The organism is Micromonospora sp. NPDC047753, assembly GCF_040642735.1.
In the GTDB taxonomy this organism is placed as follows: Bacteria; Actinomycetota; Actinomycetes; order Mycobacteriales; family Micromonosporaceae; genus Micromonospora.
Map to the genome: position 1 here is coordinate 1 of NZ_JBEYSL010000332.1, position 7,825 is coordinate 7,825.

Here is a 7,825-nt window from a genome sequence, read left to right on the forward strand (position 1 = left end):
GTTCCTCGCCCTCGTGCACGTCCACCTCTGGCCACTCCGTGCCCGGGGCGAAGTCGTACATCCAGCCACGGGCCCGCTCGGTCACCGGCAGGCGCCGCCGGATGATGCCGGGCACGACCTCGACGGGTTCCACCTCGTCGACCTGCAGGATCTGCACATCATCGGATGCATTGGTCATGCAGTCATGATCGTCGTGTTCGCGCCGCACCGGCTAGTGTCTGCAATGACGTTGACAGGTACATTCCTGCCATGGTCATTCATCGGGTGGTCGCCCTGGTGCTGCCGCCGCAGTCCACCTTCGAACTCGCCTGTGTCGCCGAGGTGTTCGGCGTGCGGCGCCCCGGTCTACCAGTCAACTACCGGTTCGATGTGTGTGCCGAGCAGCCGGGCATGGTGCCCACGCTGGCTGGTTACGACATGGCGGTCACCAGCGGGCTGCACGCGCTCGAGACCGCGGACACTGTGGTGATTCCGGGTTGGCAACGCAGGGAGCAGCCCGCGCCGGCCGCCGTGATCGATGCGCTGTGGCGCGCTCACCGGCGCGGTGCCCGGATCGTCGCCATCTGCTCCGGCGCTTTCCTGCTCGCCCACGCCGGCCTGCTCGATCAGCGCAGGGCGACGACTCACTGGCGGATGGCGGCCGAGTTCGGTGCCCGGTTTCCAGGCGTGCAGGTCGAAGCCGACAGTCTGTACATCGACCTCGGCGACGTCGCGACAAGCGCGGGGACCGCGGCCGGCATCGACCTGTGCCTGCACCTGGTCCGCAATGACCACGGCGCCGCTCACGCCAACCAGATCGCCCGGCACATGGTCATGCCGCCACATCGCGAGGGCGGGCAGCTGCAGTACGCAGCAGCATCCCGGACCGCGCACACTCCGGTGTCCCTGGGACCAGTGCTCGACTGGGCCACGGAGAGATTGCAAGATCCGCTCACCGTCAACGACCTCGCCACGCAGGCCAGAATGTCCCCGCGTACGTTCGCCCGCAGGTTCACCGCGCAACTGGGTGTCAGCCCAGGACAGTGGCTGCTCCAGCAGCGGATCACGGCTGCACGAGCACTGTTGGAGGAGACCGATCTGCCGGTCGAGACAATCGCGACCAGAGTCGGCCTGTCCACGGCCACCAACCTGCGCCGCCGTTTCCGCGCCACGGTGAACACCACGCCAGCCGCCTACCGCCGCTCCTTCGGCCGCGGCGCGAGCGCGTAGACCGCACGCCACCACACCTGGCCCACGCTGCCCGTTCGGCACGTGGAGAGCGGGGACCCGCGCACCCGCGGTCCGGTCCGGCGTCGCGATTTCGCAGGCCCTGGCGCCTCAGACCGCCTCGCCACCCAAAGCGGCGTGCTTACGGCGGTCGTAGTGGCGCGCCACTCGCACCCGGTTTCCGCAGGAGTTGCCGCACCATTCGCGGTTGGGCCGGTCACGGAGGAACAGCAGTACGCATCCGGGCGCCGCACATGTACCCAGGTGGCCGGCGGCGACGAGGGCGACAGCGTCGGCGGCAACCTCGGCGATGACACCGGTCATGGCCGCTGCTCCGTGTCGCGTCGTCAGTCGTGGCCCCGTATCGGCAAAGACGAGCTCCTGCCAGCGCGGCGCCATTCGGGCGGCGGCGTTGAGGCTCTCCACGTCCACTGCGGCGGGAATCTGGCTGGCCGAGACGGCACCAGCGATGGCACGGATGGCAGTTCGGATGCCTCGGACGGCAGCCAGCTCGGCGGAACCTACGGCGCGCAGCGCCTCGTCGTCGACCGGCACGGCGCACAGGAAGCTGACGCGGCCAAGCCAAGCGGCGAGATCCGCAGGTGTCTGAAGCTCGTCACAGACCTCCCCCCGACGAGTGCGGACGGTATTGGCGAGCTCGATCGCAAGACGCACGAACTAATGATACCTGCCCCTTGTGGCCATTAGTTCCCCCTGTTAACTTCTAACGGCCGCTGGTGAAACGACCATTAGGAAGGCTGCGAATGACCGATCAGAGCATCATCACGGGCCACGTCGGGTTGAACGTCACCGACCTCGACCGCTCGCTCGACTTCTACAGTCAGGCGCTCGACATCGAGGTCATCGGCCGCTCAGATGTCGACGGCAGGCGCCACGGCTTCCTCGGCCGCCACGACCTGCTCATGATCACACTCTGGCAGCAGAGTCGCGCGCCGTTCGCGGCTGACCGCGCCGGCCTGCACCACCTCTCGTTCCAGGTCGCCGACGTCCCGGCCCTGAACGAGGTCGAGCGCCGACTGCGCAGGCTGGGTGCCGACATCCGCGACGACAACGGTGTGCCGGGTGAGCTGGCCGCCGCCGGGCAGCTGTTCTGCTACGACCCTGACGGCATCCGCCTTGAGGTGTACGCCTTCCAGCGTCCGCCCCGGCCGGCGACCGCCACCGGCGACGGCCCGCCGTGCGGCTTCTTCTAGGGGTATGGCATGAGAATCCACTCAGGCGAGGTGTACGTCCAACGCAGGTCCGGCTACACACGCGAAGGGCTCGGCTCGGCCAGCATCGGCGTGCGCCTTCCGGAGATCGCGCGCCAGTTCCTCATCCGCCAGCGCATGGTGGTGATCGGCGGACACGACACGGCCGGAGCGTTATGGGCGAGCCCGTTGTATGGACCACCCGGCTTCCTGCGTGCCAGCGGCGAGCGCGGTGTGATCGCGGACGCCGCGCCCGCCGCGGGCGACCCACTGGAAGCGGCGTTCGCCGCCCCGGCTCCTCTCGGTGCACTCGCCATCGAGCCGGCCACCCGCCACCGCATGCGCATCAACGGCACAGGTCACGTTCAAGGGCATCGGCTCATCATCACGGCCGACCAGATCTTTGCGAACTGCCCGAGGCACATCACCCGCCGGGAGGCCCACGGTGACGTCACCACAGGTACCTTTGCGGCCCCCAGCGACCGGCTTTCCGACGAGCAACTACGCGTCGTGGCCGGTGCCGACACGTTTTTCATAGCCACCGGCGCCGAAGGCCATGGAGCGGATGTCTCGCACCGCGGCGGCAGCCCCGGGTTTGTCGTCGGCCGCAGCGCCACCACGCTGTCCTGGCCGGAATACCGCGGCAACGCCATGTACATGACCCTCGGCAATATCCACGTACAGCCGCGTTGCGGCCTGCTGTTCATCGACTGGACCGGCTCCCGACCTGCCCTACAGGTGACGGGCAGTGCCTCCATTGACTGGAACCCCGACCGGTTGGCAGATCACCCGGGCGCAGAGCGCATGGTCGACATCGTCATCGACAGTGTCGTCGAGACGCCGGGACACGCGCTGATGTGGCGTTCGCTGTGAGTTGGCCCGCAAACCTTCCACCCCGGACCGCGATGCCGGGCCCATCGACGACCGATGCATCGGATGAGAGACCGGAGGCCGTGCTCGGCTCACGGCTCAGTTCGCCACCGCCCCGATGGGCGGCCCGGTCGGGATCTTGAGATTAGCGAGAAAAGCCTCTACCGCAGGGGTTCGAGCCAGGTGGCTCCAGACGAGGTACTCCACGCGGGCCGGCGCATCGGCCACCGCAACGGTGCTCACGCCGCTGAGCCGTGGCACGTAGGCGGAGGGGAGCATGGCGACGCCCAGACCCGCGGCGACGAGCTCAGCCATCAGGTCGGCGGCGGTCACCTCGAACGCGACGTCGCGGACAAGGTTGGCGGCCGCGAACGCCTGATCGGTCTGGGCCCGCCCCGCGCTCCCGGCCGGAAAGTCGACGAAGACCTCGGCAGCGAGCCGGTGGAGATCGACTGTCGGTTCGCACGCGAGCGGATGATCGGGAGCGATCACGGCGACGAGCCGGTCCCGGGCGAGTTCGTGAACGTCAACGCCCTTCGGTGGAACCCCTCCCGGCAGTCCCACGAACGCGATGTCGATGACGCCCTGCTTGATGTGCCCCACGAGTTCGTCACTCCCGCCGACACGCAGTCTCACGCGCACGTGTGGGTACCGCTCCCGGAACGCGCGGAGCGTGGCCGGAATGTCGACGGCCGCAACCGTGGGGATCAGACCCACAGTCACTCGTCCCCGCACCTCCCCCACCGCCGCCGCGACCTCTGCGGCCGCGCGCTCGGCGGCGTCCAGGCACTGGCGGGCGGCGGGGAGGAACGCCACCCCCGCCGGGGTCAGCCGGACCCGGCGGCTGGTCCGCTCGAAGAGCCTCGCGCCGAGTTCCCGTTCCAGGCGCGCAATTTGGTGACTCAACGCGGACTGGACGACCAGGCACCGTTCGGCGGCCCGGGTGAAACTGCTCGTCTCGGCGACGGCGAGAACGTAGCGCAGCTGATGGAACTCCATTGATCCATCTTCCCTGTCGATCGATCAGATGACAAACATGTGTTGGAGTCATCGATAAGCACGTGACCAGAATTTCCCCATGACAAGTTCCGGAGCGGAGAGGCTCCTCCGCGGAGCTGGCGGCGGCACGTTGCCCAGCAACCTGCCGCGCACTGCCCTGACCGCGCTCGCCCCGCTGGCCTGGGGCACCACCTACGTCGTCACCACCGAGCTTCTTCCGCCCAACCACCCGCTGTTCGCGGGACTCCTGCGCGCGTTGCCCGCCGGTCTGGTGGCGCTGGCGGTCACCCGCACACTGCCCAAAGGGGCGTGGTGGGGAAAAGCGGGCGCGCTCGGCGTACTGAACATCGGACTCTTCTTCCCGCTACTCTTCGTCGCGGCCGAGCGGCTACCGGGGGGCGTCGCGGCGACCCTCGGCGCGGTGCAGCCGCTCATCGTCGCCGTCATGGCCACGGCGGTCCTACAGGAGCGGCTCTCCGTCTGGCGTGCCGTCTGGGGCGCGACCGGGGTGTTGGGCGTCGGCCTCGTGGTGATCGGGCCAGATGCCGCGCTCGACCTGGTGGGGATCGTGGCCGGCCTCGTCGGCGCGGCCACGATGGCGCTCGGGGTGACGCTCACCAGGCGCTGGGGACGTCCCGCCGGGGTGAGCCCGATGGCCTTCGCCGGCTGGCAGCTCAGCGCGGGCGGTCTCTTCCTGACGCCCATCACCTTCCTCGTCGAAGGGTCGCCACCAGTGATCGATCCGCCCGCCATACTCGGCTACCTCTGGCTGGGCCTGGTCGGCGGCCTGGCCGCGTATGTCCTGTGGTTCCGGGGCGTCACCACGCTGCCCGTGACCGCCGTCGCGGTTCTCGGTCTACTCTCGCCCCTGGTCGCCGCGCTGCTCGGCGCCATCCTGCTCGATCAGACGCTCGGCCCAATCCAGCTTTGCGGGCTCGGGCTCTCGCTCGCCGCAATCGTCGCGGGACAGCTCCCCACTCCAGCGGGCCCGCCCCAGACGGGCGTGCTGGTTGGACCGGACGGGGCAGCTCGATGAAGATCGCCCCAGTCGGAGCCGCGGAAACTGGTCGAGGGTGAGTTGCCGCCGACGGCTCGTCGCAGGCCCGTGCTGGCACCCGTCGCGTTCCGTACGTGGGCGATTCGCAACGCCTACGGTGGTGCCCAGCGTGCGTCACTCGTGGCTTTCGGTGTCATTGACGTGGATGTCGAGGAGTGCGAGGAATGCCTTCGCCGCGGGCGTGAGCTCGGCCCGGCTCCAAATGACGTGCTCGACGCGGGTCGGCGCGTCCGTGACCTGAATGGTGGTCACGCCGGTGAGCTGCGGCGCGTAGGCGGCCGGGAGCATCGCCACGGCAAGTCCCTGCTCGACCAACCGCGACGTGAGGTAGGCGTTGGTCACCTCGAAGGCGACGTCGCGGCTGAGACCGGCGGAGGCGAATGCCTGATCGGACTGGATTCGCCCGGCGGTCTTGGCCGGCAGGTCGACGAAAACCTCGGTAGAGAGCCGACGCAGGCTGACCGCTGACTCTGCGGCGAGGGGATGGTCCGGGGCGACTACGGCGACGAGCCGGTCGCGGGCGAGCTCTCGGGCGTTGACGCCTTCGGGTCGCGCGGTGGTGGGGAGGCCGAGAAAGGCCGCCTCGACGCTGCCCTGCTTGACCTGCTCGATGAGTTCTTCGCTCGCACCCGCACGAAGGTTGATGCGTACGGAGGGGTACCGCTGACGGAATTCTCGCAGGACGCCGGGAAGGTCGACTGCGGCGACGGTGGAGATCAGGCCGATCACGAGCCGTCCGCGTACCTCACCGACGGCCCCCGCGACCTCGGCGGAAGCCCGCTCTGCGGCGTCCACGCACTGACGGGCGGCGGGTAGGAACGCGGCGCCGGCTTGGGTCAACCGGACACGTCGGCTGGTGCGCTCGAAGAGCTTCGCGCCCAGTTCCCGTTCCAGGCGCGCGATCTGGTGACTGAGCGCGGACTGCACCACCAGGCAACGCTCGGCGGCCCGGGTGAAGCTGCTCGTCTCGGCGACCGCGATCACGTAGCGCATCTGCTGTAGCTCCACGGACTCATCTTCTTTCACGATCGATGAGGTGACAAGCATGTATTGGACTCATTGATCGATTCGGGTGAAGCTTCGAACAGAACCGGCACGCACGCCCGTTGTCCCCTCACGACAAGAAAGAAGACATGCCCACAATCGATGAGCACCCGTACTCGACCCTGAGGTCATGGCTGGGTGTCGCTGTCATCACCGCCAGCCTGTTCACCTTCGTCACCACCGAACTGATGCCCGTCGGCCTGCTCACCCCGGTGAGCGCGAACCTGGATGTGTCCGCGGGCGTCGCCGGATTGATGGTCACGCTGTACGGCATCTCCGCCGGTCTCGGCGTGCCGTTCATCGTCGCGTGGACCAGGCGCATCAACCGGCGCATCCTGCTGTCCGTACTCCTGGCGATCCTGGCTCTGGGTAACCTGCTCACCGCCGCCGCACCGAACTTCGCCCTGGTCCTCACCACCCGGCTCGTCATGGGATTCGCCAATGGCGTCTTCTGGGCCATCGGTGTGAGCATGGCGATGCGCCTCGTACCTGGACGTCTCGCCCCCCGAGCCTCGGCGGTCGCGCTGTCCGGCATCTCGATCGCCGCCGTGGTGGGTATTCCACTCGGCACCTTCCTGGAAAGCCTCACCAACTGGCGAGCCACATTCCTCATCTGGGCCGGCCTCAGCGCGCTGATGTTCCTCGCGGTCACCGTGGCCATTCCCTCGCTGCCCTCGCAGAACGCCGTCCCGGTCCGAGATGTCTTCCGACTCCCGATCCAGTACCCGCAGCTGCGCCTGGTGATGGTCGCCGTGACGCTCTACGTGCTCGGCCACTTCGGCGCGTACACCTACATCCGGCCCTTCGCGGAGGAACATGCGTCGGCGTCGGCCGCCTTCATCACCGTGTTGCTCGTGATCTACGGCGTCGGCGGTACGGCCGGCAACTTCATCGCCGGCCACACGGTGACCAAGAACCTCTGGGTCAGCTTCGTCCTGGCCTGTGCAGGACTCGTGACGGCGATGACGCTGCTGCTCACCATCGGGCACACACGGCCCGGCCTGATCCTCGCCGTTGCCCTCTGGGGAGCGTCCTTCGGCGCCGCGAACCTGTGCCAGATCAACCTGATGCTCGGCGCAGCACCCGGGAAGTTCGAGGCAGCCATGTCCATCAACACCATGGGCTACAACACGTCCATCGCGCTGGGCGCGCTGTTCGGTGGATGGTTCGCCGACAGTCTTGGCGTCAACAGCGCCCTCTGGTTCGGTGTGGCGCTGACGGCCGCCGCGTTGCTCGTCACCGTCGCCATACGTCGGACGACCACTGCGACGGTCTCCGAGGACGAGGTGGCCACCGCCGGGTGACCCGTTGACCGGCAGAAGGGCGAGCCCGCCTGACCAGCGGGCACCTGCCCCGCGGGTCGCTCAGCGGTGAGCGCGCGGGGTGGTTGCCGGGGCGTCGTCGGGCCGTATCCCTCAGCCCCTCTGGATGAGGTATT

At 68.4% G+C, this 7,825-nt stretch carries 8 protein-coding genes; 5 read left to right on the top strand and 3 right to left on the bottom strand.

The genetic code is table 11. From position 1 onward, the window contains the following. Nucleotides 1–249: 249 nt before the first annotated feature. Nucleotides 250–1,209, top strand: a complete 960-nt coding sequence (locus ABZ749_RS24205) for a helix-turn-helix domain-containing protein (RefSeq protein ID WP_357231479.1) — start codon at nt 250–252, stop codon at nt 1,207–1,209. Between the two features lie 108 nt (nt 1,210–1,317). Here the strand turns inward: ABZ749_RS24205 and ABZ749_RS24210 are convergent, their stop codons facing one another. Further along, a complete protein-coding gene (locus ABZ749_RS24210) occupies nt 1,318–1,881 on the bottom strand; it encodes a CGNR zinc finger domain-containing protein (RefSeq protein ID WP_357231482.1) in 564 nt (187 codons plus the stop codon). Nucleotides 1,882–1,970: 89 nt separating this feature from the next. Here ABZ749_RS24210 and ABZ749_RS24215 point away from each other — a divergent pair, with 89 nt between their 5' ends. Next, nucleotides 1,971–2,420 carry a VOC family protein gene (locus tag ABZ749_RS24215; RefSeq protein ID WP_357231485.1) on the top strand — a complete coding sequence of 150 codons (450 nt, stop codon included), beginning with the start codon at nt 1,971–1,973 and terminating at the stop codon, nt 2,418–2,420. A gap of 9 nt (nt 2,421–2,429) precedes the next feature. Further along, nucleotides 2,430–3,290, top strand: a complete 861-nt coding sequence (locus ABZ749_RS24220; RefSeq protein ID WP_357231488.1) for a pyridoxamine 5'-phosphate oxidase family protein — start codon at nt 2,430–2,432, stop codon at nt 3,288–3,290. A gap of 96 nt (nt 3,291–3,386) precedes the next feature. On the opposite strand, the gene ABZ749_RS24225 is transcribed toward ABZ749_RS24220, so the two are convergent. Then, nucleotides 3,387–4,286 carry a LysR family transcriptional regulator gene (locus ABZ749_RS24225; RefSeq protein WP_357231491.1) on the bottom strand — a complete coding sequence of 300 codons (900 nt, stop codon included), beginning with the start codon at nt 4,284–4,286 and terminating at the stop codon, nt 3,387–3,389. Nucleotides 4,287–4,365: 79 nt separating this feature from the next. On the opposite strand from ABZ749_RS24225, the gene ABZ749_RS24230 reads away from it, so the two are divergent. Beyond that, nucleotides 4,366–5,322: an EamA family transporter gene (locus tag ABZ749_RS24230; protein ID WP_357231494.1), complete on the top strand. Its 957-nt coding sequence runs from the start codon at nt 4,366–4,368 to the stop codon at nt 5,320–5,322. A gap of 135 nt (nt 5,323–5,457) precedes the next feature. Here the strand turns inward: ABZ749_RS24230 and ABZ749_RS24235 are convergent, their stop codons facing one another. After that, nucleotides 5,458–6,351: a LysR substrate-binding domain-containing protein gene (locus tag ABZ749_RS24235; protein ID WP_357231497.1), complete on the bottom strand. Its 894-nt coding sequence runs from the start codon at nt 6,349–6,351 to the stop codon at nt 5,458–5,460. 125 nt (nt 6,352–6,476) lie between these two features. Between ABZ749_RS24235 and ABZ749_RS24240 the strand changes: the two genes are divergently transcribed. After that, a complete protein-coding gene (locus tag ABZ749_RS24240) occupies nt 6,477–7,691 on the top strand; it encodes an MFS transporter (protein ID WP_357231500.1) in 1,215 nt (404 codons plus the stop codon). Nucleotides 7,692–7,825 lie beyond the last annotated feature (134 nt).